This window comes from Streptococcus sp. KHUD_017, from assembly GCF_054861245.1.
On sequence record NZ_CM142175.1, the window covers coordinates 992,910 to 1,015,851 of the forward strand.

A 22,942-nucleotide genomic window follows, 5' to 3' on the forward strand; every position below is an offset into this window, starting at 1 on the left:
AGGCGAAGCTGACGTGGTTTGAATTTGATTTTTGAAGAGTATAAATAAATTACTTCCTTTAGATAGTCATAAGCAAATTCAACTATTCAAAATCGTATTTACTACTCATCACGCGCCACTTTGGCAGCTAGTTCAAAATCAGTCATCAAATAATTTTCATCTAGACGGATGAGACTATAATATTCATTCCAAAATAGAGAGTCACTGTTGCTAACCCATTGTAATCCATACCATAGTTGAGTGACATCACTTGTATTTGTTGGTGGAATTGACCATAGATGCTTTTTAAAAGTTTCTTGAACAAGCGGGATATCAAGTCTAGTAGTCAAGTCGAGTTCATCTAACTTGAAAGTGATAGAATGTTTTTTAGCTGCCTCAATACTTTCCTTGTAAAATCGAACCTGAATAATCTTAGAATCTTCTAAAGCCACATTCTGGTCCTCAGCACCGTAAAAGGAAATACTCCCCAGTACTATGCCGTCTTTTGCTAGGATATAGGGAGCGTAGGGGACAGCATTGCTGTCAAGCCTGAAGCCTTTTTCAATGGTGACCGATTTATCTCCTGCATACTTTTGGAAATTGCCATCTGTCAGGAGGTCTTCATAGTCGCTACCACCATCACCCTGTTTTACATAGATATCAAATCCAGCTTCCATCAGACCACTTGCTTTGGTTTCTGCTAACGTAATTTTACTTTCATTAATTTGCAAAATTGGTGTTTGAGGTGGCAAACCAATCGTGAGATTAAACATGACTCCTACTAGAAAGACCATCAAGGTTATAAGGAGGGCAAGCATAGACTTCCCAGTCCTTTTTCGAGCATTGAAAAGAGCCATTATAGCTGGGAGGAGGATCATTTTAGCTAAAATAGAATTCCCCACACCACCTCTATTTAAGGTCTGAAAAGCAAACATCCCTGCGATTGCAATCAGTGTCAGGTAGACTAAAATCTCACCTAAACCCAGTTTTTCTGTTCGAGTTTGTTGATTTACAGGAGTTTCGTACAAGGACTGCCCATTCTCTTTCCTCTTTTTTAGAAAGAGATAAAAGCCCAGACCGAGTAGCAGATTAAAGATTGTAAAAACTATTAAAGTACTTATAATCACCGTTCTACCCATGACTCTCTACTCCTTTATGCTCTCTCTCAAATCTTATCTTTCTCTTTAATTCCCAATTCCCAACTAATAAAACCATCAAGAAGAAGGGGCCGCCTTCTATTAGTACAATCGGTAAAGCCAGGATAGCAAACATCAAAAAACTAGCTTTCTTTTGCCGCCAACTACCGCCCCATTTTCCGTTTATCAGTTGTCCCAAATAGTCGATATAGTCAGTAAACACCATAAACAAAGGATTTTGAAAATCACTTATCCTTAGGTAAATGAAGAGGACTGAATTTAAAAGGATGTAGAGAATTCCAAGAACTAGAATAATCTTTTGACTAGTTCGAGTAGCCTCTAGAACGATTTTTTCTCTCTTCTCTGGCTTTATTTTTTTTAGACTTGCATTCTTACAAGAGAGTTTTTCAAATCTATAGACCAGAAATCGGTAGAGATAATACTTCTTTATATCACGCTTCATAAAACCACCAATCTAGGAAGGACACTCAATTATAAATCATGGTTTAAACATCTATTTTCAAGGAATTTCCTTCCAAATAGACGGCTTTTGACTCAGTGATTTTGATTTTTTGATCTTCTGAAAAGCCAATGGTTTCACCGTCCTTTAAGATGACATCACTGCCTAAAACATACTGAAGAATAGACAGGAGGAAATAATATAAGTCATCGCTATTCATAGGAGACTCGATAATTTCAATCTCAGTTTTTCCAAACTCTTTCAAACCATAAGTGTAAATACTAGTTTTATCTCCCTGGTTGATAATTCCCATATAAATCCAGAGTTGAAGGGGAAGCATTTCTTCTTTCAAAAGGTCAGCCAGGTCTAGATAAAGATCTTTGGGTAAGAGCAAGGTGGCAGAACCCTGATAAATACCCATAGCTGATGGACTTGTTTTTAGGATAGAGGCATTGACTTTAGTTAATAGGGAATAGGTTTCTACTGGCGAAAGATTGTCAGACAAAATAGAAACAATAGCATGCTGTGTGTGCTCCTGTGTATCCTTCTCAACATCCTGCCAGAGGTAAGAATAGGCATACAATTCTTCAAATTCTTGACTTGGGATAGGCAAATCCATTAAAGCCAGCGCAACGAGAGCACCATCAATCACAAAGGTTGCACTAGAATCATCCCCAGAAACTTCAGAAATTTCAAGCGCCCAGTGAGATTTCAATTCCTGAACGACCTGGTCTAAAGAATAGGCCTGCTTGCCTTTGAAGAGGGGCATGGACAAAATCAGTTGTTTTTTCTTCTCTGACTTTTCTTTCTTACTAGTAAATAGATTTTTTAAAAAATTCACAGGACTTCTCCTTTTTCTCATATCATTTGGAAAGCAAAGCTCTCTTACTCAAAGTAAGTCGCCATACCAAGTTTCCTCATCCTCAAAACCGTAAAATTTCTCATCAAGTAGCCAATTTCCATCCACCAATCTAAGTACAAACTGATGCTTCATGTCTAAAGCTTCTTGATAATGAGTGATGACTCTTGCTTCTTCAGCTTTTGTCATGATAAAATCTATAGAAAAATCATTCCTTTTAACATAGTTATACTCACTTGGGGAGCTATAAGAAATTCGAACTCCTCCTTCCAAGTAATTTTGAGTCACTCGTCCAGTTAGAAGTTGCATTTGCCTCTGAAAATAATCATCCATAAGTTCATTCCACTTTGGATGAATTTGATTTGCTGGGATGCCAAGGCCTTCTTTTTCCTTATCCAGTGCTCTGTTACGCTCAAAAATTTCCTCTTCTAACAAGGTTAAACTTTTGAGTAAATCAAGCAAGGGTGGGATGATTATTTGCACCATAGCTCGATAGTTTTCAGGGGTATTTTTATAGTTCACTCTCATGATTACTCTCTTAACTCTCCTAGATTAATTGCTCTAATTCTATTTCTGAAAGAAATCCTTCCTTGTAGAGTTTTCTCAGTAAGTCTTCATCAACTGTAATTTCATAATAGTCAGTCACAAACTCATGAAATCTCTCAAAGTTATCAAAAAGGTAAGAAAGCAACCATTCTCCACCATCCTGATCTTGGTAAGTCTGTTGATGCGCGTGACCGTCATACCAGATAAAGAAGGTTGTTTCATCTTTTTGTTCTTCTGAATAAAGTGAGACATACTTTTCATCCAGTCCTTTATAAAAACTATCGATGATATCTTGATTCCACTCGTCAGCAGCAAACTGGCTTAAACTACTTTCATGATCAAAGCCTTTTATAAGGATCATTTTATCAGTCAAAATCACATCTAAAGAATCACCAGAGCCATTGTCAATAAGATATCGGACTCCATAGTCTTCCTCAATCTTAATCACAAGTCTGAGCCAATCCTCACTCGGATCTGTTAGATACTCATCAATGACCAGCAAGGCATCTAAGCGAGTCTTTATCTTGTCCCAATCAATCTTTCTCATCTCTAAAAACCTCCATCTTATTCTTTTAATTTATCAAGATCACAAGCTCTATAACGAGCTGTTAGATAGCCTGAAAAGCTAATCTGAGGGATATTCCACTCATTAGGCAAATAAATGGAACAATCTACCTGATCTCCAAGAGGAGAACTTGCTGAGAAGACATATCTTCCCAAATCCTCATTATTAGGATTTCTTTCAACTTGACCCAATCTGCTAGTATTGAACCAGTCTTTAAACAGTAACCAGATTTGCTCTGCATCTTCGTTTAATAGGGAGACTTTCAAGTTGTAGCTAATTCCGACCCTACATCTTTTTTTGAATCCTGATTCATCAGCTTTACAAACTTTTATCGATCCCTTATCATACTGCCAGTTATCACTATCTAACAGGGGAAATTGAACAGATAGATTGTCTTTAAATCCCTGCATAGTATCAAATAAATCTTTGGAGGCAGCTTCGAATAATTCTAGTTCTTCCATAGTCTTCTCTTTAATTTTCATAGCTAATCACATTTCGATTTAATCTGCATCAACCCAGATTTGGTATTTTTGACAATGGAGACATCTAAACAAATAACCACAGATAGGCCCGTCTTTGACCAAGTAGTCTTCTACCTCTTGATATTCTTCACGCGCTTCATAGTCTGCCAAGACTTGCTCAGCGATTCCCATGGCCTTCAATTCTCGAGTTCCAACTGTACCCAAGTAAGCACAATAATCTTGGCAACAAGAAAGCCAATATTCTCCCTGCCAACTAGAGTAGCCTGGGGTCTGACAAAAAAGCAGCTGATTCTTTTCTGGATCCAATTCACCCTGCCACTCGGCATCTTGGATAAATTCTGCATCAAATTTTTTAGCTGCTTGACCATTTGCAATGCACATTGGGCAAAGGTATTCTATATCCTCGATACAATAAGGGATCAAGTCATAATAAATATTGCTTTCTTTCCCACAAGATGGACAAAGCTTGGCTTCTCCTTCAACAAATGAACCTGTAGCCAACGGATCTGGATAATAGATAAAATGTGGTAAAGACTGTAATAGCTTCTGTCTTTGCTTCTTCTCTTCTTTTCTTAGAGGACGAGGAAGGGCAAAACGATCGCCATGACTCTGACTCATTTCTTGTAAACGGCTCAGTTTCTTTATCTGTTTTCGTTCAGGTTTGTCTAAGATTTCGGTAAATAAGCTATAGGCACTAGTGTAGAGACCCAATTGTTCATAGAGGTCAACTAAGACTTTCTTAGCTTCTAAATCATCAGACTTAGCTAATTCATCAGTTAAATCATAAAGGGCTGCAACACTTGAAGGATTTCCATCTTTAGCATGGTATTCCCTTGTCCGGGTGATATATTCTTGTAAATATGGATTCATCTGACTACCTTTTCTTACATGGATAAATTCTGATTAACAAATGGTAATAAGGACAATACCATTTAAGCCTAACATTGCTTTATATAAATCATTCATTTCATCACCTGATTTTAACCTCTTATTGTCAGACAGTTAGTAAATTTCATACACAAGCTCTCTATCAGCTTGAAAATATTTGTCGAATTTCACTAAAAGATAAAGGGATCCAGCTGGAGAGACACCGGCATCATAACCTAGAGCAAATTCGCCATAAGAACTACTTTTATCCAAGATTAACTCCTTTAATTCCAGTTCTGTAACTGCTTTATCAGGCCAATTATCATGGATAACCTTTTGAGCTTTTTTATCAAGGTTTTCTAAGTTTCTATATAAACTAGTCATCAAATCATCTGATAATAAGACTAAATCCTGTTCACAGTAACCTGTAAAATAAATATTTATGTCTTTATTTAGATATCGCCCTAGAAAATAGATCCCCGAGTCATGTTTTTCCCAGTTTATTCCCTTCCATAATGCCAATAAATCTTCTTTGTTCATTTATTACCTCAAGCAGTTTTATTCTTTTAGAAATGTTTAATAAACTTTCTAACAAATAGTGACCAGGACATTTCCATTGAGCTCCAGAATCTTTTTGTAAAAGTCTTTCATTTTGACAAAGCAGGTTAAAATATCATCCTTGATTTCTTCCTCTTCCTCAAGATAATCCCAAATATCAGGATACAAGTCGGCCTTCTTACAAGCTTCCATACTAAAGTTAGCCATAGCACTGTCCATGTCAAATTCTTCTAAAGCTTGACGGATAGCCGCAATTCTCGATTTTTCAGTATAGGCGATATATTCAGATACATCCTCTAGAGGAGTCACCCCTAAAACAGCCTCTCTCAAGGGATTGTCATCCAAAAATTCTGAACTACTAAATCCTGTCATTACAAAAACCAAGACATCCCACATTTTGTCAATATCTATTAAGATATCATGACTATCAGTGGAATCCTCGGAAAAATCTAATAAGTCATCTTCTTGATTGGAAAGACCTTTTATTTGTTCTAATTCATTGTCTGGTAAATATTGATAATTGGCAATCATTCCCATGATTTTACTCCTTTTAATCAGTTAGTATCATACGGATATTTTTAGCTCTATTTCCCTAGAAAATGCTATAATGGAGCTAAGAAATTGTTTTATTGAATGTTAAATAGGGGGAAATAGTCATGTCCACTAGTATTGTTTTGGGTTTTTATGCTCTTTTCTTTCTATCCTTGTCCTTTACTATCTATCTCTATATTAGACTTGTAGTTGCGGTTAAAAAAGGCAAAGACATTCCCAAATGGATTTATAAACTTGGCCATGCTGTTCAAGGAAGAATTCACGTTGACTATGAAGAAATCACTGATGCTAATGCCCTTAAAGAGATTCATTGGTTCTTGCTGATCTATTTAATCGTAAATCTACTCACATTGGCTGGATTCTACTATCATGGCAATAGCTTCCCGCAAGCAGTTTATGAATGTTTGAAAAAACAATTTTTCATCGTGCTTGTTAGTATGATTATAAAAAGTCTTGGAAAATTTGTTGTACTAGCTATAAGAAAAAACTTTCATAACAGTCATGCCTATGCTTCAACCAACGCTTTTGTCGGGACAGCTTTTTTAACGAGTTATGTTTTTATGTTTTGCATGATGATGAGTGGCCTTCCAGCGCAACCTGTTCCAGTAACCATTAAAGATACCACTGTCATTGTCGGGGAGACCAAGGCTTCCGAGCTTTTAGAGCATGGGTTCACCTTCGCAGATAAAGGTGCAGATAGTCCTATTACCAATCCAAAAAACGACCACTTCTACTACGGTCAGCTTCTTGAAGTCAAGCGGGATGATCAGTCCTATGGCTTTATGACCCTTACTCCCACAGGTAAAGATACAGATCAGCTCAAAAACTGCGTCATTACCTACTACAGAACACCTAAGGATAACAATCAACTAGAAGAAATTTCCGTCAATCATGTCAAGCTAGCCAATCTCAAGCTTCAAGATTTTCAAACACGAAAGTTAATCGATATCTTTGAAGTCAATCCTGCTGATTATAATGTCTCTGATAAGGATAACAACTTTATCCTAACCATTCAAACAGCAGACTACGACCTCTGGAAAAGGTACCGTATTGAATCCAAGTTCAATTCAGATGGTTCCCTAGATAGCTATGGTGTTAGAGCCCAGCACAGCATGTGGGAATGATTGACCATCTCCCCCTTTATCACATAAGCATTAAACTGGAAAAATATCGTCGACAAGTTTATAGGTTTCGATGAATCGAATGCCAGAGGAACCTTTATCTCTAGTGATTTCTTGATAAATATCTTCTAAATTTTGGGCAGGTGCCAGCATCCAAAGACTAAAAGGTCTAAGTTTCACCTGTCCAATTTTTTCAATATTTTCTAATAATTGCCCTAAATCTTTGTGATTGAACCAGCAATCTGTAACGAGAGCAAACTTTGTATTGTCCATCTTACAGGAGATTTGACTGGTCAAAAAATCATCTATGAAGGGCTTTTTTGTTTGTAAGAGGCGTGTGCAAGCCAAATGATACTCAAGCTTTCTAGGACTCTGCTCAACCATAGATACAAAGACAAGACCATACTCATCTTGGAACTTAACAGCAAGGAGATCTCCTTCTTCAAAATAAGGTTTGCGTTTAGTTTTGGCTTTAGGGACCTTTAGAGGCCTAGGATTTTCAGTTAGCAACAGGATAGCAAGTTTATCCAAGACCTTTTGCCTTTGCTTCAAAGCCTTTGGATCTATTTCCAACCAAAATGGATCCGCCCCTTTTTTGATAAGCTCCAAGGTTTTATCTCTGATATCGTCTGTCAGGTGACCAATCTTCCACAGTGAGTAGGCAAGAGCTGTCCAATAAATTTCTGTAAAAAAGTCTGTTTGACAGTAATCTTTTTCCGCATCGAGAATATCCTTGATGATATTCGCTACATGTTCACCGTCTCTATAGCGACCGACTACTTCATTGTAAATGTCATAACCTTGATCACTGTCAATGATTTTAACGCCATCAATAGCCATTCTCAACTCCTAATGTTCAATCGACATCTTATCTCTAAAACTCAACGCTTACTTAATCTTATGCTTGTTCATTTTCTCTTGGAAAATATCTGTAAGAATTTGTTGCAATTCTTGAGCTTCCTTTTCAGGAAGTTGGCCTTCTTGTTCAGCTACAGCATACAATTCTGGATACTCAAGTGAAATTCTCTTGACTGTACGTGTAATGGCATGTTTTCTAACAAAAAATGGAATTCGTTTAATCATATCTTCAGGAATTAAGGCGATAATCTTATCGGCAGTTTCCTTATCGTTAAGCTTAGAGAATGTTAGTCCCTTTTTAATCATTTCTTGTTCTTTTTCTGTAAAATCTTGTAATTCCATATGTCTACTCCTCATCTTCTGTCACTTCCCAAACTTCAGCTTGGTAAGGTTCTCCATCTTCATCGTATCGATTGATATAACCAATAAACCTCTCATTTTTTCTTGGTCTCTGCTGATTTCCTTTGATAACCCAAACAGCCCATACTCCGACTAGGACAAAAATTATGAATGTCAGTACTTCTTCCAATTCAGTGCCTTCCTTTAAAATTGAACCCACTTATCATTATCCATAATAAATGGCTTCGCTAGACCTTCTCCTGTATAGTTTTCGTATTTTGTATCTAGATATTTGTAGCAATCTTCCTTGGTCGCAAATTTGATGGCTTGATAAGGTTCCTCAAAGGTCAACTTTTCAACAAAGAGATAGCCGTCCTCACTTGGTACAAGTATCCCGACATGGCCAATAAAGAGGGAATGACCATCCAAGTCATCATGAACTACAACAGATAGCATTCTTGCATTTTCATTAAACTTAAATTGAGAGAGGAAGTTTTCCATCTTCGCTGCATGAACCTTAACATCTGTCGTTGCATCGGTCTTGACTCTTGAGAATAAGATATCAAAGGCGTCCTTATCTTCTGTACCAAAGACCTTTCCTTTATCAATGGCGTCATTATCGACAAATAATAGGGAATCATCTTTTTCTAACTTAGGAATTTCGATGGAATTTTTTAATAAGCAAAAACTGTTAATACGACAGTTAGTACCGACAAAATCACCTTTTTTGGGAGTCCATAGGTGACTAATTTTTTCCACATCATAGTCTGTTTTTGTAAAGGTAGAAAAATCTCCAGTTAATCCAACTGAACCGACAGTATTGTTATAATCATTTACAAGGTTGAAAAATGCATCCACACTGTCCTTATCCAAATGCGCAGCCAAGGCTTTTAGAACTTCTTCTGCACTTTCCTTGCTATTGAGATTGCTATAGGTTCCTTTGTGGCTTTCTTTATCTGAGCTAACCAACTTAGTATTTGAACTATTCTGTTGTTCCATAGATTGGTTTTCGTTTGTACCACAGGCAGCTAAAGTAAAGATAGCTAAACCACAGCAGCTCATTAATCTAATTTTTTTAGATACTTTCATAAAATGTTTCCTTTTTAACTAGGATTTTTCAAGTCGATTAGCTTCTCCTATATTATAGTTCAAATTTATTTTAAGTCCAAGCATTTTGCTAAGAAAGTAATTTTAAATCATTAAAAAGGAAGCTGGCACACAGCACGCTCCCTAATAATTGAAATAACTATGAAATATTTAATTTTAATCACCTTTTAGCTGTACCTGTGTATGAGCTATAAGGTCACCTAGATGTCGCTTATCTTTCCTGAAAACCATCATTGCTAGTAAGGCAACTGCGAGGAGAGTAGCTAAAAACGAGAGGATAACAGATAAGAAATCAAAATCACTATAGAAACCATGTATCGTGCCCATATGACCTATTTGCCAAGGTAAAAATTTAATGGTGTTTCTAATCAAGCTAGCTTGCACTGTTTTTTTCTTGTAAACCAATTGAAGTCCTGCTTTCGCCTTCCCAAAACTCCCATTCTTTGTATAATCTAAGAATGTAAAAAGTAGAGTGATTGGCAAAACAGAGGTAAAAAAAACAAGACACTGCGACTGAATTTCTGTGAACTCTGGGACGCCATTAAAAAGAATAATGTAAATAAGCATCGAACCTAAAAACAGAAGTACTAAATAAGCTAGAATGAAAAGATAATCAAATAGTAATTCAATCATTCTTTTTTTAAACGAAATAGAATTAATTACTAAAATCTTCATCATCATCAGCTCCTTTATTATCTACTATTCTTTTCAAAAGTTTTATTCTTTCGGTTGAGAATAAACTTCGATATGCTGCCCTAGTACCTTAATTTCTACTGGTAAGTCATCAGATTTATCACCGTCAACATCCGTTTCCAATTCACTATCTGAAGAGATTTTGATGTGACGAGCTTTCATATATTCGATATTCTCATTCACGACAACATCCCCTTTTAATAAATCAGGGATAACTGACAATTTGGTAAGAATAGATGCATCTTTTAAAATCAAAATATTAGCATAACCATCTTTGTCCTCATCAAAGATTTTTTTGTCAGCGAAATAATTGGTGAGAAGAACTAAGACATGACTTGCTGGGCCCATGTAATTTCCATTCTCAGTCTCAACTTTAATGTTAAATGCTTGATCTGTAACCACAGACTTCATGGTATTAATCGCATAGGCAAGCATGCCAAATTTTGTTTTATCCTCTATCCCAACGTTATGGATGGCTTCTGGTAGTGAACCAATACTAAAAATATAGCCAAAATAGTTTCCATTTGATTTTCCGATATCAATCTTATTGGTAGAACTAAAATCAAGCTCGTCAATCGCACCGTCAATATCTTGATCGATTTCTAATAGTTTCGTAATGAGATTTCCAGTTCCTCCTGGAATAATCGCAAGTTTTGGAATGTAGTCTTTTTCCGCGATACCAGAAATTACTTCATTAACAGTACCATCTCCACCGAATACAAGAACTGCATCAAAGTGCTCCCGAGACGCTTCTTCTGCAAAGTTTGTGGCGTCTTGCGCTTTTTCCGTAATTTTAATCTCCACATCTTCAAAATAGTCTCTAGCTTTATTCTCCAGCTTCACCTTATAATCCAAAGCTTTTTCGCCACCAGAGGTTGGATTGATGATTACCATGATTTTATTCATTTATAATTCTCCTGTCATTAGATTTCCTTACTTTAACTAGCTTTCTTAAGTTTCTTCAAGATACATTTTGACTGCTAGGTATTCCTGTTCTTTAGCATAGGCAAATATTTCTGAATTTCTAATGTAGTCAAAAATATTTTCCTCTAAATCCTCATCCCAGGTTGATTCATGAAATATTTCATTCTCTTGACATGCTTCATAGAAAACATCGAGGTGAACCTGATAAAACTCTTCATCCTCATCAGGGACTTGCCTTACTAATGATAGTTGAAACAAGGGTTTATCAGATATACTTGTAAATGTCCCTACTTCAAACAAAATCATTTCATCATCAATTGGCTCACGACACAAATCTTCAAAGATTGCGACCATATCCTCCAAGGGCATTTTATCGGTGATTCTTTCTCTTAAAAATTCAAGTGATTGCTTCATATTTTTTCTCTTTCTAAATGTTTTCGTTCTTAGAATAATCCTATTAAAAAATTGAATTCCTACCCCCTTTATTATACTACAATAACAGAAAAAAAGACTGAACCAGATGGCTTTCAGCTTGGTTTCAGTCTAGTTTTTTTATAACAAAAAGTCTCAATGAAGACTCTATTTCAAATATAAACCCTTAACTTAAAAATGATTCATTAGGTCTAAGTTTAATTTAAAACTTACAGATACAATTTTCATCTCACATTCTTTAGAAATTCTCATGAGCGACTTCTTCAAGATAGTCTTCAAGATGATGGTAGATTCGCATATCTTCTTCTGAACTATCTTGCAAAACTGCAAATACCTTCACTTTATCATCATTGACAAATACGAAATTATGTTCACCAAAATAAGCCTGATAACCCTTGTCAAGTAAGGTCCAAAGTTCATCTTTTTTTAAACCAAAAATATCTTTTTTTACAAGATAGGTTTTCCCGATTTCCATTTTCATGATAGATATTTCTCCTTAAGAAGCTAGATAGTACTAGATGTTTCTCTTTACTGCTCAATCCGTCTACTCAAGCAGTGGCATACACTCACAAGGAACTTTGATTGACTATTGAATATCTTCCATCACTTCTTTCACATATTCTTCGACATCTTCAAACTCTACAAACAGCGGGTCTAAGTGGCATAAGAAGTGCCAATCTTCGGTGCTGCGTTTTCTGTAGAGAATCGCTTCGCCGTCTTCACTTCCGAAAAAGCTTCTGTCGACTTCGTACCCTTTGCTTTCTAAGAAAGCTTTTGCCTTGCGGAAGTTTGCTTCTCTTGAATTGATATAAGCTTTGACTTCATCGTTCTTCACGACATACGCGTCGACTTTTGTAGCTCCTTCAATCACTTTATCGTTTGGTTCGGATAGATTCGAAATTTCTTTCCAAATAATCTCGACATTTTCTTCAGGTTCAAATGAGAATCCAGATAAAGGGACAATATTCCCATTGAAAACAATTTCCATATAATCGGGCAAGTGTTTAGGGTTAAAAAACTCAACTTCAAACTCATCTTCTGTTTCTAAAGTATATCCAGGGATTTGAGCTACAAAGGCTTTCCCCTCCTCTAAAGAATCAAACACGACTAAATCTTTAGAAAAATCATTTTGGTACAATTCCAATATAACCATCTATCATCCTCAAATCTTAACTGTTTCTATTAATTCTGATCATTTTTACGTTATTACTCATTCTCAGGTGGTACTACTGTTGAAAAATAAAAGTAAGACATTAAATTTTGTCAATCTCCTTCTTAAACTTTAATTCAAGTATTTTATTATAACCTTCATAAAAACGATCTCTTGTTACCACTTCACCTGGATATTTCTCTTCTAGAAGTTCATAAATTTCAATTGGTCTAATCCCTTCTTCCGCCAAATCTTGAAGGAATGGACTGCATAGCCTCATCTCACCTTTACTCGATTGTTTTAATAAAACTCCGTATATAGGAATTTTAGTTAATAGATTATAGGTACTCTTTTTCATAATATTTATCTCCCACATAAATTTGGATTAATTAGCAAGCCTACTTGACAAAATGATCCTGCTCATAGCTTGACTTAATATTAGAAAAGAGGCCAGTAACAAACTTAAGCCCAGCCTCTTAGATAATCATTTTTCTTTGTAGCAAATAATGTATGCTTTGATGAAATCACTACCCACGACAATGGTTAACGGAACACTCAAAACAACTTCATCAGTTTTGCCATTCTCATACTCTTGTCTTTCTTCAGGAGAGTATAGGTACATAGCTATTGAATAGGTGTTCCCAGCCTCCAAGTCAAGATCCATACTGATATTTTCTGATTTGATATTGATTGTTTGATTCAGTCGATTCTCAGTCGTTTTATAAACGCCCTCAATTGTATATCTCCCTGGAACTAAAGCAACTACCTTTTCTAGGTTTTCTCCAGTTATTGGATTAAAGTCAGCAAGATTCTGTCCATTAATTTTAGTTTTTGAACAGTATAAATGAACAATAGCTTTATCACTATTATCACTAACAAAGCTAACAGCTTTTTTCTTTCTATTACCATTTGCAATCATAAAAACAACAAATAGCAAGAACCAAAAAACAACAAATCCTACGATAATATACATTGTATTCATCATCTATCTCCTATGTTTTCTTTACTTTTTAACTACATTATAGCACCAATCATTGAACAAAGCAAAAAGATATACTAAATGCAAGTAATTGTTTTGGTTCTTCTCTTTCAACTCCTTTTTGTCACTTTTAAATAGCTCTTTTCAGAAGCATTTTTATTTATATTAAGTAAACGAGAACACTAGAATAAATCTTTTATCAATAATTTTTATAAAGCGCTTGCTCATGACCTTACGTCATGATGTATAATATATATTAGGAGGTGAGAATGATGGCAAAATTCAGAGCAATCCCAGAAGGGTTTATGACAGTTGGGGAAGTTGCCAAGAAAATGGGAGTTACAGTCCGAACTCTACAATACTACGATAAAGAAGAATTGCTTTCCCCGTCTGCAGAAAGTGAGGGAGGACGTAGACTTTATACTGATAAAGATCTAGTCATGCTTCATCAGATTATATCCTTGAAATCACTTGGTTTTTCTCTCAAGGACATAAAGGGGCGTTTGAACTCTTTGAAAACTCCAGCTGAAGTTGCAAATGCTCTTACAGAGCAAGCAGATGATATTCGCCAAAAAATAGAACAGCTTCAGGCATCATTGTCAGAAATAGAGCAGTTAAAAGTTGAAGTTTTACAAATACAGACGGTTGACTTTAAGAAGTATGCAGATATTATTGTCAATTTACAAATGAAGAATGAATCTTACTCTCTGATTAAACGTTTTGATGATGATACGCTGGATCACATACGAAGTCGATTTGACAAGAAAAGCGGAGTAGACTTTATGGACAGATTTAATCGCCTAAGTGATGAGATTGTGCGACTCCAAAAAGAAAAGGTGCCCGCTGAAAGTGAACAGTGCCAACAAGTTGTACAAGAATACTGGAGCTTGATCATGGAGTTTACAAATGGAGATTTGACTATGCTTCCGAAGTTGATGGAAGTCGGTAATATTGACACCGCTACTAACGCTTGGGAGGAAAAGCAAAAAATCGTTAACTCATATTTAGAGCCCGCTTTGCAAGTTTATTTTTCAAGACTTGGAACCAATCCCTTTGAGGAGGTATAGGCATGAAATACGCAATAGAGGTTCGTGGATTAGAGAAAAACTACGGAAGTAAGATGGTCCTAAAAGGTCTTAATCTTCAAATCGAAAAAGGAGAAATTTTTGCTCTGCTCGGTGTGAACGGAGCTGGTAAAACAACAACGCTTGAATGTATTGAAGGTATGAGAAAATATGATGGAGGCAATGTTATTGTAAACGGTAAAATGGGAATTCAACTGCAGTCATCTTCTTTGCCAGCTCATATCAAACCTATGGAGGCGATAAAGCTCTTTGCAAAATGGAATCAGACAAGCATTAATAATGCCATGCTGAAGGCTCTTGGAATAAAGGAAATTGAAAAATCACAATATCTGCAATTATCCACAGGACAAAAAAGAAGACTACATCTCGCCCTTGCACTTATCGGAAATCCCGATATTATTTTCCTCGATGAACCGACAGCGGGACTTGATGTTAAAGCAAGACTAGCCCTGCACGAACAAATACGGAATCTCAAATCACAAGGGAAAACAATCGTTTTGGCAAGTCATGATATGGCTGAGGTTGAGGCCTTATGTGACCGCATTGCTATTTTGAATAGTGGAAAGATTGTCTTTTGTGGTTCTCCTTCAGAACTGACAGACAGGTTGGGAAGAAAATATTTCATCCATTTAAAGACCCGGAACGGAGAGGAATCTTTTGAAACAGATACGATCGAGGACACTTTGATTTCATTATTGAAAGAATGCAAACAGAAACATATTCAGATACTGAATATTAAAGTTGATCGTGGCACACTGGAGCAGCATTTCATCGAAATGGCAAGGAGGGGATCGGAATGAATGGATTCTTATATAGCCTAGCATTACAGTGGAAATTGGACATACGAAGTAAGTCTCTCTTGGTTACTTACTATATTGTACCGCTTATTTTCTTTCTTCTCATGGGTGGTATTTTTACTTCTGTTATGCCTGAAATGCGAACCACACTCATACAATCTATGATAGTCATGAGTGTCTCAATGGGGGCCTTTCTTGGCTTGCCACCTTCATTGGTTGAAATTTATGGAAGCGACATAAAAAAGATTTATAATGCTAATGGTGTCCCTATTTATTTAGGATTGGTGAGCATACTTCTCTCTGCCTTTGTTCATCTGATGTTGACCTGCATTGTGATCCTGCTACTGGCCCCTATTTTATTTGAAGCAAGGCTGCCGACACAACTTCCCTTATTCTTTCTTGCGCTGTCCATCTACATGATTGTGTCATTATGTATTGGTAGTTTACTAGGGCTTACTTTAAAAAACCAAGCAAAGCTGACCATGATAGCGCAACTTGTATTTTTACCTTCAATTATGCTTTCGGGGATTATGTTTCCTATTAGCTTACTACCCGATTTTCTCCAAATATTAGGGCGTGTTTTCCCAGCTTATTGGGGATACAGATTGATTCTAGAGAATGATTTTAGTCTTGAAAACCTGTGGTATCTAATTCTTTTATCTTGTATTACAGTAATGACCTGTATCCTCCTCTTGAATAAACAAGAATCTGAGTAAGTACCTGAATAGGGCAACATGAATCCATGGCAACATTAACTTTAAAGAAAAAGCGACGAGATTGTTTCTTATCTCGTCGCTTTGCTATTTTTCAATGGTCAGGCTCAAGTTTTTGTCAAGTTTGTTTCCAACTTTTCTTCTAGTAAGACGCTAACTCTTTACCCGAGGATTTGCTCAACTTCCTTAACCTTATCTTTCATAGTTTGATATTGACTAGTTAGTATCCATTATGATATTGAAACTTCTTTCTCCCATCGTCTGAGCACGTCTTTTAAGGGCTCATCTAGATAGGTATAGGCCTTTTCCTTAATCCAATCAGGTATACCATAAGCAGCTTCGGCTATACTTCCTGTGATAGCAGCAAGAGTGTCACTATCACCGCCGAGAGAAATAGCATTTCTGATAGCATCTTCGAAGTCTGTACTTTCAAGAAAGGCAACAATTGCCTGAGGAACGGTATCCTGACACGTTTCATTAAAACGGTACGTAGGACGAATTTCATCCAGCGTTTTAGAAAGGTCATATCCATATTCTTTCTCGATGTGTTCCTTAACACGTCTTTTAATCTCCGTAGGGTTATTACTATCGAAGAAACAACGGCACATATAGATTGCATCCGCTGTTGCCATAGCTCCTTTAACCCCTTCTGGATGGTTATGCGTCACCTCTGAAGAAAGTTGCGCCAGACGTTTCCCCTCGGACGGCAACTCGTCTGTTGTAGCCTCCATCACCCAAGCGCACGGAGAAACGCGCATCGCAGAACCATTCCCAAAACTATTGTAAGGCTCACGGTTGTCGGTCATAAGCCACCGGTTAAACCTGGCACCGTAATCCGCGTTTGGATACATTCTACCGTACTTCTTCATGGCATCGATGAAGTCATCCTTCTGTCCGCCATTCATGATGGCTTCCGCCACAGCACAGGTCATCACCGTGTCGTCTGTAAAAAAACAATCCTCACGAAATAATGGGAAATTCTTGGTTTTAATATTGTCCCATTCATAAACAGAACCTACAATATCTCCAACTATTGCTCCTAGCATAAGATTCCTCCTTACAGCATATCAGATTTCCAATGGATCACTCTTTAAAAACGGCTCAACCAAATCGATCCATTCTTGAGGCAGGTAAGCTGATAGATAACCATGGTTATAGCCCTTTGCTTCATACAAAATTGTATTTGGATGTAGCTGCTGAAATAATTTCGCCGAAGCTTTCACACAGTTCAATTCTTTTTCACCATAGATATACAGAACCTGCGCCTTGCTAGCAGAAATTGTGTCCTTGAGCCTGTATCGCCCCATATAGGTTTTGTAAATGGTCACCAATGTTTTGATAGGTGTCCTTGGTAGATCCTCTAGATAATAAGCTTTTATTTCCTCTGGATAAGCTAGTTTAGGATAGAGTTTGTTCATCATGCTTAATTGAAGTTTACAAGAGAATTTACTGAACATCAATTTACCAAATAGGGATACTAGAAAGATGCTGAGTTTAGCTAACCCTGGTTGAGGAATACAGAGGCTTCCGTCTATAATGGCCTTCTCAGCAATTTCGCCATCTAAGGACAAAAGCTCCATAGCAATTTGACCACCAAGTGAAACGCCACCTATTGCAAACAATTTCCCACCACAGTTTGCTTTGATATAGTCTAGAATCTCCAAAGCAGAATCTTCAGTAGAAACATAATCAAATTGATATTCTTCACCGTGGCCATTCAAGGTGGGTAGAATGACACGGTATTCTTCTGACAAGATCCGTGCTTGACAAAGATAATTCCACCAAGAACTGCCACCGCCATGTATCAGCAAGATAGAAGGCAAATTCTTATCACCAAATTCATGGAATTTCATATTTAAACTCCTTACTGTAAGACATTCCTAGCTACATCTTTGTTTAATCTGTTTGAACAAGCTGTGATACCACTTTAAACAGACAATCTCTAACATCGATTATCTAGATAGAATGTTACCTTCAATAATGGATATCCTGATTTAAAATTTAAAATATATTTTTCTGACTAATTCTATTACTCGCCAATATAGTATAAATTAAATAACAAATAAAAAAGCAACCAGTCTTACAACTTACTACTGTTCATATGATAATTTACAAATGTCTTTCCAGCCACTCGATCTTTTTAAAATCCTTATTGTTATTGTGATCATTTCGATAGGAGTCTTGAGAAGAAGCTTTGTAAATACTTAGATACTGCTCCATACTTGGAAGACGAAAAGTGATGCCTTCAATGTGAATAAGCTCTATATTCGATTCCGAAACTCCTGCAAAATCAGGTAAGGAATCGATACTTCCAAATTCAACACTCACTCTATCCTTTTGGAATTCATGCTCATGAATATCTATTAAGACGTAGCCTAAGTCTTTCATCACTTTCATTATCTTGTCCCAGTCATAAATTCTGAGATGATCAGGTACTTCCCAACCTCTAGGGTCACCAGGCACATGAATGTCAATGTCAGACGGCTCCCAATTTTCTTTCGTTCTAAACTCAAATCCCAAAGAGCCCATCAGTGTCGGTGTAATTCCGACTCGATTTAAATGGAAACAAATGGTTTTAAATTCTTCAAATAAGAGACTCATATTTACTCTAAACCTTTCATATAGATTTTCGTTATTTCTACTATATAACCTTGAACAAAATCATCTTCATTTTCTAGAGTGTATCCATTTATTTTGGATACAAATTCTTTTGCTTACTAATTCTATTACTTGCTAATATTGTATAAATTAAATAAGCTATAAAAATGATAATAAAAGAAAGATTAATCTTCAACACAAAATAGAGATTTAACAAATTTGCGAACGCATGAAATAATATGCAGTAACCGACAGATTTCGTTTGACGGTAAAGAAGTCCTAAAACAAAACTTAAAAATAACGTATATATAAAAAATAAAATAAAAGGAAATGCTTGATGACTTTCTCCAACTATAAACCATAAAGGCAGATGCCAAATTCCCCAGATTGAACCTACAATCAAATTAGATTGCCAATAAGTATATTTTTTATCAAGTAAGGGTTGTAATATTCCTCTCCATCCTAGTTCTTCATGTCCACCACCGAAAAAAATTAATTGAATAAAGAATAGTGGCATTAGATAAATTGATACTTCATTTAATTCTAAGGAAGATACAGAAAATAGTATCAAAATTGCTAACAAATGAATAATGAAATAAATACTACTATTTTCTTTCTTACTAAATAGAAAATGTTTAAATTTTATATTATTCCTTTTCAAATAAAAACCACTTGCAATAGCTGGACCAAGTGCACCTACTATATGTAATGTTCTTCCTATAATTGTTTCTAATCCAAAAATATGAGATTGCGTAAAGATGGCAAGAATCCCTCAAGCTATATAAGTAATTCCAAATGTACAATAAAGATAATTTTTTAAATTCTTTTTGTCAATTTCTGTCATTTTATCTTCCTAATCATGATTATTCTATGTATAATATTTTTTTACTGCTTCTTAGTTACTCTCGATTATAACTACCTATATTCTATCACAAAAATGCAAAAAAAGCCTTACAATCAAGGCTTTTCATTATTGATTCATACCAAGCTTTCTAGGCTTTTACCAGCAAAGCAACACACTCAACATGTGCTGAGAGCTTTCTTCTATACTAATAGACGAAAGGGTGTGAAAATGATTTTTAAATGATACTGTGGAACGGAACAGTAGCCCTAGTATTGACTACTGTCGTTTCTATTCATATTGGCTATTCTAGGACTGAGATGAAAAAATCTATAAATGCTCAGAATAAAATTGAACCCGCAAATCTCCCCAAAACAATGGTGAGTCATGTACTTGTATTATTCCGAAAAAATACACCTCTGGTGCAGTGAGACAAATTGGTGTATCTTATAGTGGCTTCGTAGATGAAAGCTATACTCTACTATCACTCTTTGATGATGTAGAACAAATTGAAAAAGATAATAGACTTCAGACAGCTATTGATGTTGTCAGAGAACAGTTTGGTTTTTTAGCCATACAAAAAGGAACCGTCCTAACTGAAGGTTCCAGAAATATTGAACGCAGTAAACTTATCGGTGGTCATTCCGCGGGTGGATTGGAGGGATTAAAATGAAACAAGAAAAAAATACAGTACAATTTTCAGAAATCCGTAGCAAAGGATGTAATGATATTGAAATGCTTGAAAGATTTTTACATGGAATCGTTGAAACAGCAACTTCAAAACTTCGTCAGAGAAAACTCAAAACAACTGAAATATCGATACGACTAGTACATGCTAAATCTGAAAACCGATTACCATTGGAATTTACATTTAGCATTAAGCCAACAAGCTCATCTGTGATAATCTATACTGAGGTAATCAATCGCTTTAAAGAATGTTACACAGGTGGGGGAATTCAAGGTTTTACGATTCAATTTGATAAAAATACCCTTGCCTCTGCATAGAAAGGATTTGATATGATTGACCGTTCATATTTACCATTTCAATCAGCAAGAGAGTACCAGGATACAAAGATGCAAAAATGGATGGGCTTTTTCCTATCTGAACATGCATCAGCACTCTCTGATGATACAAACAAAGTAACGTACATGTCTGACTTATCACTAGAGAAGAAATTATTACTCCTCAGTCAAGTATACGCCGGGCAGCTACGCACACGCATTCAAGTGATTGAAAAAAACAAGCGTGTTTCCTACACTGGAACAATACCAAGTCTGACCAAAGATTTCATTTTGATAAAAACTACAACAGGTCACATCAATTTGAAATTAAAAGACATTATTAGTATTGAACTTGTCGAGGAGGTGCTCTATGAATCAGCTTGAGTTTCAGCGTAATCACCTACAAATGGACTATTATAGCGAGAGCTACCAAGATTTTGAACGTGACTTCTACCGCTACTCTAACATGAATATTCCATTGACCTTCCTAACTGATGATATCCTAAAAACAATGGCGACTTCACGTAAGAATTACTTTGTCCTCAATAAGGAAAAGTCCAGAGATAACCGCGATCACTTCTTCATATTTGAAGTAAGTACCGTAGATGAGAATCCGCTAATCTATCATTATACATATAAGAAAACTACAATATATTTAGCAGAAAAATAGGAGCAGTTCAATTGACTGTTCCTATTTTTAATATTCATAAAATCTAAAGTCTTTATACTCTTTAACAATGGAGTCGCCAACCAGAACAGACTATACTGACCAGCGACTACCTTAAATTTAATGTTTCAGATTTATTTTCTTATCTCTAATTTCATAAACTACATCTGCTACATTTTCGAGTAATCGTTTATCGTGGGTGATAAACACGATAGTTCCGGTGTACTCCTTCATTAGTATTTCCAAAGCCTCTAAACTTGGTATGTCAAGGAAGTTACTGGGTTCATCCATTATTAGGATGTTATATCTACCCATGAGCATTTTAGCAAGCAACAATTTTATAATTTCTCCACCGCTTAAAACAGATAAACTTTTTCCAATATCGTTCTGTTTGAACCCCATAGATGCTAGCACTGAACGAATTTCTGATATATTGTAGTCACAATCCTTCTGCATAAACTCCATAACATTCTGATTACTGTTGTACTTGTAACCATTCTGTGCAAAGTAACCTATTTTTGCCTTAGGCGAAATAGAAATTCCTTCTTCATGGTTTAAGATCATTTGGATTAAAGTTGTTTTTCCGATTCCATTACCACCAGTTAACGCCACTTTTGCTCCTAACGGAATTTGAAAAGATGCATTTTCAAACAGAGCCTTATCCCCAAATACTTTATTAATTTCTGCACCGACTATAGGGTATGGATTATGGAGCTCCAATGCTTTACTTTGCCTGAAACGAATTCTGCGAATGCCTTCCGGAGCTTCTACTTTTCCTAAGGCCGCAATCCTGTGCTCTAGGGTTTTAGCAGCATTATACATCTTTTTTTCCTTACTTCCTATTGATTTTTGATGAGCTAAACGCCCTCCGTCTTCAGTACTTTTTTTCTTTGAAGAACCTTTTGCCTTCTGTTCTATTTTACGAGCCTGTTTTCGCTTTTCCTCCGCAGCCCTTTCCAATCGGGCACGTTCCGCAATAAATTGTTCGTATTCTGCAGCTTGGCTCTTACGTTCTTCCTCTTTCTGACGAAGATAATCAGAATAGTTTCCCCAATACTCAGTGATTTTGCCATCTTTCAGTTCCCATATTTTATCTACTATTTCATCAAGAAAATAGCGGTCATGGCTAATAACTAACAGTGCACCTGTAAAATATTTTAGCTGTCCTATTAGAAAATCAATTCCTTCACGGTCTAAATGGCTCGTAGGTTCATCCGCTAAAATACCATGAACCTGTGCCGATAAGGCCTGTGCTATTTTAAGCCTTGTTTCTTCACCACCGCTCATAGTCTGTATATTTAATTGCTCAACACCTAGCTTGCCTACAAGTGCAAAATCTTTTTCCTCCTGCAGAGTTACTTCGTCCAACTGGGGAATATAGGCAAGTTCACCCAGACGATTCATTTTACATCCTGGGGGAGTTAATTCTCCTAAAAGTACCCTGAGTAAAGTGCTTTTTCCAGCACCATTTGCTCCTACTAAACCAATACGGTCATAATCATATACTTCTAATTCATTTATATCTAAAACATCGCGTCCTTTGAATTCCACACGAATGTCTTTTGCTTTTAATATTAATTCCATAACATTTCCTCCTGTCTATAATCGCATGCTTTCATTTGCTTGTATGCA

The 22,942-nt window shown here is 36.2% G+C and carries 32 protein-coding genes and 1 pseudogene; 8 read left to right on the forward strand and 25 right to left on the reverse strand.

Annotated elements, in window-relative coordinates:
- Nucleotides 1–101 precede the first annotated feature (101 nt).
- The 9 genes from ACVAMZ_RS04870 to ACVAMZ_RS04910 all read right to left on the reverse strand — a co-directional run bounded on the left by ACVAMZ_RS04870 (nt 102) and on the right by ACVAMZ_RS04910 (nt 5,989).
- Nucleotides 102–1,118: a hypothetical protein gene (locus ACVAMZ_RS04870; RefSeq protein WP_461684175.1), complete on the reverse strand. Its 1,017-nt coding sequence runs from the start codon at nt 1,116–1,118 to the stop codon at nt 102–104.
- A complete protein-coding gene (locus tag ACVAMZ_RS04875; protein WP_461684176.1) occupies nt 1,111–1,578 on the reverse strand; it encodes a hypothetical protein in 468 nt (155 codons plus the stop codon). The genes ACVAMZ_RS04870 and ACVAMZ_RS04875 overlap by 8 nt, the downstream gene beginning before the upstream one ends.
- 43 nt (nt 1,579–1,621) lie before the next feature.
- On the reverse strand, nt 1,622–2,416 hold the full coding sequence (locus tag ACVAMZ_RS04880) for a DUF4261 domain-containing protein (protein ID WP_461684177.1): 795 nt from the start codon (nt 2,414–2,416) through the stop codon (nt 1,622–1,624).
- 48 nt (nt 2,417–2,464) lie between these two features.
- Nucleotides 2,465–2,962, reverse strand: coding sequence for a hypothetical protein (locus tag ACVAMZ_RS04885; protein ID WP_461684178.1), 498 nt, complete (start codon nt 2,960–2,962; stop codon nt 2,465–2,467).
- Nucleotides 2,963–2,981: 19 nt separating this feature from the next.
- Nucleotides 2,982–3,527, reverse strand: coding sequence for a hypothetical protein (locus ACVAMZ_RS04890; RefSeq protein ID WP_461684179.1), 546 nt, complete (start codon nt 3,525–3,527; stop codon nt 2,982–2,984).
- 17 nt (nt 3,528–3,544) lie between these two features.
- Nucleotides 3,545–4,027, reverse strand: coding sequence for a hypothetical protein (locus tag ACVAMZ_RS04895; protein ID WP_461684180.1), 483 nt, complete (start codon nt 4,025–4,027; stop codon nt 3,545–3,547).
- 18 nt (nt 4,028–4,045) lie between these two features.
- Nucleotides 4,046–4,897, reverse strand: coding sequence for a CbrC family protein (locus tag ACVAMZ_RS04900; RefSeq protein WP_461684181.1), 852 nt, complete (start codon nt 4,895–4,897; stop codon nt 4,046–4,048).
- Between the two features lie 132 nt (nt 4,898–5,029).
- Complete coding sequence (locus ACVAMZ_RS04905) at nt 5,030–5,434, reverse strand: hypothetical protein (RefSeq protein ID WP_247921539.1); 405 nt, start codon at nt 5,432–5,434, stop codon at nt 5,030–5,032.
- A 48-nt stretch (nt 5,435–5,482) separates the two neighbouring features.
- Nucleotides 5,483–5,989, reverse strand: coding sequence for a YfbM family protein (locus ACVAMZ_RS04910; protein WP_461684182.1), 507 nt, complete (start codon nt 5,987–5,989; stop codon nt 5,483–5,485).
- A 119-nt stretch (nt 5,990–6,108) separates the two neighbouring features.
- Between ACVAMZ_RS04910 and ACVAMZ_RS04915 the strand changes: the two genes are divergently transcribed.
- Nucleotides 6,109–7,128, forward strand: a complete 1,020-nt coding sequence (locus ACVAMZ_RS04915; RefSeq protein WP_461684183.1) for a hypothetical protein — start codon at nt 6,109–6,111, stop codon at nt 7,126–7,128.
- Nucleotides 7,129–7,158: 30 nt separating this feature from the next.
- Here the strand turns inward: ACVAMZ_RS04915 and ACVAMZ_RS04920 are convergent, their stop codons facing one another.
- The 11 genes from ACVAMZ_RS04920 to ACVAMZ_RS04970 form a co-directional block, all read right to left on the reverse strand.
- Nucleotides 7,159–7,965: a hypothetical protein gene (locus ACVAMZ_RS04920; RefSeq protein WP_461684184.1), complete on the reverse strand. Its 807-nt coding sequence runs from the start codon at nt 7,963–7,965 to the stop codon at nt 7,159–7,161.
- 48 nt (nt 7,966–8,013) lie between these two features.
- Entirely contained in the window at nt 8,014–8,325 is a 312-nt protein-coding gene (locus ACVAMZ_RS04925) for a hypothetical protein (protein ID WP_000422664.1), read from the reverse strand.
- A gap of 4 nt (nt 8,326–8,329) precedes the next feature.
- The gene (locus tag ACVAMZ_RS04930; protein ID WP_178895047.1) at nt 8,330–8,512 is read right to left on the reverse strand and encodes a hypothetical protein; all 183 of its coding nucleotides are present in this window, start codon (nt 8,510–8,512) and stop codon (nt 8,330–8,332) included.
- Between the two features lie 14 nt (nt 8,513–8,526).
- On the reverse strand, nt 8,527–9,411 hold the full coding sequence (locus ACVAMZ_RS04935) for a DUF4300 family protein (RefSeq protein ID WP_461684185.1): 885 nt from the start codon (nt 9,409–9,411) through the stop codon (nt 8,527–8,529).
- Between the two features lie 174 nt (nt 9,412–9,585).
- Complete coding sequence (locus ACVAMZ_RS04940) at nt 9,586–10,107, reverse strand: RDD family protein (RefSeq protein WP_461684186.1); 522 nt, start codon at nt 10,105–10,107, stop codon at nt 9,586–9,588.
- 39 nt (nt 10,108–10,146) lie between these two features.
- Nucleotides 10,147–11,028: a diacylglycerol/lipid kinase family protein gene (locus tag ACVAMZ_RS04945; protein ID WP_461684187.1), complete on the reverse strand. Its 882-nt coding sequence runs from the start codon at nt 11,026–11,028 to the stop codon at nt 10,147–10,149.
- A 45-nt stretch (nt 11,029–11,073) separates the two neighbouring features.
- Nucleotides 11,074–11,460, reverse strand: coding sequence for a hypothetical protein (locus ACVAMZ_RS04950; protein ID WP_461684188.1), 387 nt, complete (start codon nt 11,458–11,460; stop codon nt 11,074–11,076).
- 256 nt (nt 11,461–11,716) lie between these two features.
- On the reverse strand, nt 11,717–11,959 hold the full coding sequence (locus ACVAMZ_RS04955) for a phosphohydrolase (RefSeq protein ID WP_461684189.1): 243 nt from the start codon (nt 11,957–11,959) through the stop codon (nt 11,717–11,719).
- A gap of 105 nt (nt 11,960–12,064) precedes the next feature.
- Nucleotides 12,065–12,631: a hypothetical protein gene (locus ACVAMZ_RS04960; protein WP_461684190.1), complete on the reverse strand. Its 567-nt coding sequence runs from the start codon at nt 12,629–12,631 to the stop codon at nt 12,065–12,067.
- Between the two features lie 100 nt (nt 12,632–12,731).
- Complete coding sequence (locus ACVAMZ_RS04965) at nt 12,732–12,986, reverse strand: hypothetical protein (protein ID WP_414274681.1); 255 nt, start codon at nt 12,984–12,986, stop codon at nt 12,732–12,734.
- Between the two features lie 126 nt (nt 12,987–13,112).
- Nucleotides 13,113–13,610, reverse strand: a complete 498-nt coding sequence (locus ACVAMZ_RS04970) for a hypothetical protein (RefSeq protein ID WP_461684191.1) — start codon at nt 13,608–13,610, stop codon at nt 13,113–13,115.
- 269 nt (nt 13,611–13,879) lie between these two features.
- Here ACVAMZ_RS04970 and ACVAMZ_RS04975 point away from each other — a divergent pair, with 269 nt between their 5' ends.
- Genes ACVAMZ_RS04975 through ACVAMZ_RS04985 form a run of 3 tightly spaced genes read left to right on the forward strand, consistent with a single transcriptional unit; the run spans nt 13,880 to nt 16,205 of the window.
- Nucleotides 13,880–14,674, forward strand: coding sequence for a MerR family transcriptional regulator (locus ACVAMZ_RS04975; RefSeq protein ID WP_461684192.1), 795 nt, complete (start codon nt 13,880–13,882; stop codon nt 14,672–14,674).
- A gap of 2 nt (nt 14,675–14,676) precedes the next feature.
- Nucleotides 14,677–15,492: an ABC transporter ATP-binding protein gene (locus tag ACVAMZ_RS04980; RefSeq protein WP_414259136.1), complete on the forward strand. Its 816-nt coding sequence runs from the start codon at nt 14,677–14,679 to the stop codon at nt 15,490–15,492.
- On the forward strand, nt 15,489–16,205 hold the full coding sequence (locus ACVAMZ_RS04985; RefSeq protein ID WP_461684193.1) for an ABC transporter permease: 717 nt from the start codon (nt 15,489–15,491) through the stop codon (nt 16,203–16,205). Before ACVAMZ_RS04980 ends, ACVAMZ_RS04985 begins: the two co-directional genes overlap by 4 nt.
- A 227-nt stretch (nt 16,206–16,432) precedes the next feature.
- Here the strand turns inward: ACVAMZ_RS04985 and ACVAMZ_RS04990 are convergent, their stop codons facing one another.
- The 4 genes and pseudogenes from ACVAMZ_RS04990 to ACVAMZ_RS05005 all read right to left on the reverse strand — a co-directional run bounded on the left by ACVAMZ_RS04990 (nt 16,433) and on the right by ACVAMZ_RS05005 (nt 19,644).
- Nucleotides 16,433–17,248 (reverse strand): ADP-ribosylglycohydrolase family protein, encoded by an 816-nt coding sequence (locus ACVAMZ_RS04990; protein WP_414259139.1) that lies wholly within the window; start codon nt 17,246–17,248, stop codon nt 16,433–16,435.
- A gap of 21 nt (nt 17,249–17,269) precedes the next feature.
- Nucleotides 17,270–18,055 (reverse strand): alpha/beta fold hydrolase, encoded by a 786-nt coding sequence (locus tag ACVAMZ_RS04995; protein WP_461684194.1) that lies wholly within the window; start codon nt 18,053–18,055, stop codon nt 17,270–17,272.
- Nucleotides 18,056–18,311: 256 nt separating this feature from the next.
- Complete coding sequence (locus ACVAMZ_RS05000; protein WP_461684195.1) at nt 18,312–18,803, reverse strand: phosphoribosylanthranilate isomerase; 492 nt, start codon at nt 18,801–18,803, stop codon at nt 18,312–18,314.
- Nucleotides 18,804–18,891: 88 nt separating this feature from the next.
- A pseudogene (locus ACVAMZ_RS05005) lies at nt 18,892–19,644 on the reverse strand (lysostaphin resistance A-like protein).
- A gap of 424 nt (nt 19,645–20,068) precedes the next feature.
- Between ACVAMZ_RS05005 and ACVAMZ_RS05010 the strand changes: the two are divergent.
- The 4 genes from ACVAMZ_RS05010 to ACVAMZ_RS05025 are packed head-to-tail and all read left to right on the forward strand — an operon-like array spanning nt 20,069 to nt 21,313.
- Entirely contained in the window at nt 20,069–20,314 is a 246-nt protein-coding gene (locus ACVAMZ_RS05010) for a hypothetical protein (protein WP_001813542.1), read from the forward strand.
- The gene (locus tag ACVAMZ_RS05015) at nt 20,311–20,646 is read left to right on the forward strand and encodes a DinB/UmuC family translesion DNA polymerase (protein WP_000806926.1); all 336 of its coding nucleotides are present in this window, start codon (nt 20,311–20,313) and stop codon (nt 20,644–20,646) included. Before ACVAMZ_RS05010 ends, ACVAMZ_RS05015 begins: the two co-directional genes overlap by 4 nt.
- A gap of 12 nt (nt 20,647–20,658) precedes the next feature.
- Nucleotides 20,659–21,027 (forward strand): hypothetical protein, encoded by a 369-nt coding sequence (locus tag ACVAMZ_RS05020; RefSeq protein WP_000567222.1) that lies wholly within the window; start codon nt 20,659–20,661, stop codon nt 21,025–21,027.
- A complete protein-coding gene (locus ACVAMZ_RS05025) occupies nt 21,014–21,313 on the forward strand; it encodes a DUF5960 family protein (protein ID WP_001072467.1) in 300 nt (99 codons plus the stop codon). The genes ACVAMZ_RS05020 and ACVAMZ_RS05025 overlap by 14 nt, the downstream gene beginning before the upstream one ends.
- Nucleotides 21,314–21,430: 117 nt before the next feature.
- On the opposite strand, the gene msr(D) is transcribed toward ACVAMZ_RS05025, so the two are convergent.
- The gene (msr(D), locus tag ACVAMZ_RS05030) at nt 21,431–22,894 is read right to left on the reverse strand and encodes an ABC-F type ribosomal protection protein Msr(D) (RefSeq protein WP_000420313.1); all 1,464 of its coding nucleotides are present in this window, start codon (nt 22,892–22,894) and stop codon (nt 21,431–21,433) included.
- Nucleotides 22,895–22,942 lie beyond the last annotated feature (48 nt).